Origin of the sequence: Pseudomonas sp. ANT_H12B, from assembly GCF_008369325.1 — a bacterium.
Taxonomy (GTDB): domain Bacteria; phylum Pseudomonadota; class Gammaproteobacteria; order Pseudomonadales; family Pseudomonadaceae; genus Aquipseudomonas.
Genome location: NZ_VOBI01000049.1, coordinates 1 through 1,449 on the forward strand (window position 1 = coordinate 1; position 1,449 = coordinate 1,449).

General features: G+C 51.8%; 1 protein-coding gene. It reads left to right on the forward strand.

Translation table 11 applies throughout. From position 1 onward, the window contains the following. Positions 1-42: 42 nt before the first annotated feature. Positions 43-1,415, forward strand: a protein-coding gene (locus tag FQ185_RS30040) for an IS3 family transposase (RefSeq protein ID WP_149420602.1) whose coding sequence is annotated in 2 segments (ribosomal slippage) — positions 43-514 and positions 514-1,415 — 1,374 coding nt in all. Because the reading frame shifts where the segments join, the coding sequence is not laid out codon by codon here. The last annotated feature ends 34 nt before the right edge of the window (positions 1,416-1,449 follow it).

Sequence of the window (1,449 nt, forward strand, 5' to 3'; positions counted from 1 at the left end):
TGAACTGACCCCCAAAGGTTGAACACAACCTTTGGGGGTGTCATGGGTAAGTACACAGAGCAAGTAAAACTGGCAGCAGTGCAGGACTACTGTTCCGGTAGCGCGGGTTTGAGGGATGTGGCACACCGTCACAATGTGGATTTTTCATCCCTTCGCCAGTGGGTTGCGGCCTATCAGGTGCATGGCGCTGCCGGGCTGAAACAGAAAAAGCTGCAGCGCTATAGCAACGACTTCAAACTGTCTGTTTTGAAACGTATGCGTAAGGAACAGCTGTCCTATCGGCAGACGGCGGCCTTGTTCGACATCCGTAAGTTCGACATCATCAGCCTCTGGGAGCGCCGCTATGATGAGGGCGGTTTTGATGCCCTTACCAAGCAGCCTAATAGAACCGGACGTCCGAAAAAAATGCCAACCACCACTCCTCCTGTTCAACCCGACTCACCCGATGATGAGTCGCGCTCACGCGATGATTTGCTTACCGAGGTGAAGCAGTTGCGGATGGAAAACGACTACCTAAAAAAGCTCGATGCCTTGGTTCAGGAGAAGAAACGAGTAGCGCAGCAGAAAAAGCGCGAATCGTAATAGGACTGAGGCCGCGGCACTCTCTCGAAAGCCTGCTGAAGTTCGCCGGTTTGGCACGCAGCACCTTTTACTATCAGCAAAAGGCGCTGCAAGCGGCTGATAAGCACGCTGAGCTGAAAGACAAGATTCGTTCGACGTTCGATGAGCATAAGGGCCGGTATGGCTACCGCCGGATAACGGCTGCGGTACGAAGCGCTGGCCATCTCGTCAATCACAAGACGGTTCAGCGACTGATGGCGCAACTTCAGCTCAAGAGCTTGGTGCGCGTGAAGAAATACCGAGCCTACAAGGGTGAGGTAGGCAAGGCAGCGCCAAATCTTTTGAAGCGTGAGTTCGAAGCTTCGTCACCCAATCAAAAGTGGGTAACCGACGTTACAGAGTTCAAAGTTGGAGGCCAGAAGCTTTATCTGTCGCCCGTTTTGGATCTATACAACGGCGAAATCATTTCCTATGAGGTTGCCAGAAGGCCGCTGTTCGATATGGTCGGGAAGATGCTCAAAGGTGCATTCAAGCGACTTCAGCCGCATGAAAAACCGGTTTTGCACTCAGACCAGGGCTGGCAGTATCGAATGCCCATTTACCTGCGGGCTCTCAAAAAAAGCTCCGTGACGCCGAGCATGTCGCGCAAGGGTAACTGCTACGACAATGCGGCCATGGAGAGTTTTTTCGGCACACTGAAGTCAGAGTTTTTTTATCTGAATAAATTTAACGACCTTGATGAGCTTCACGCTGGCATCGACGAGTACATCCAGTATTACAATCACTCGCGTATCAGACTGAAGCTAAACGGCCTGAGTCCTGTTGAATACAGAACTCAGGCCGCTCAGGCATAGATGGGTAAACGTCCAACTTTGTGGGGTCAGTTCA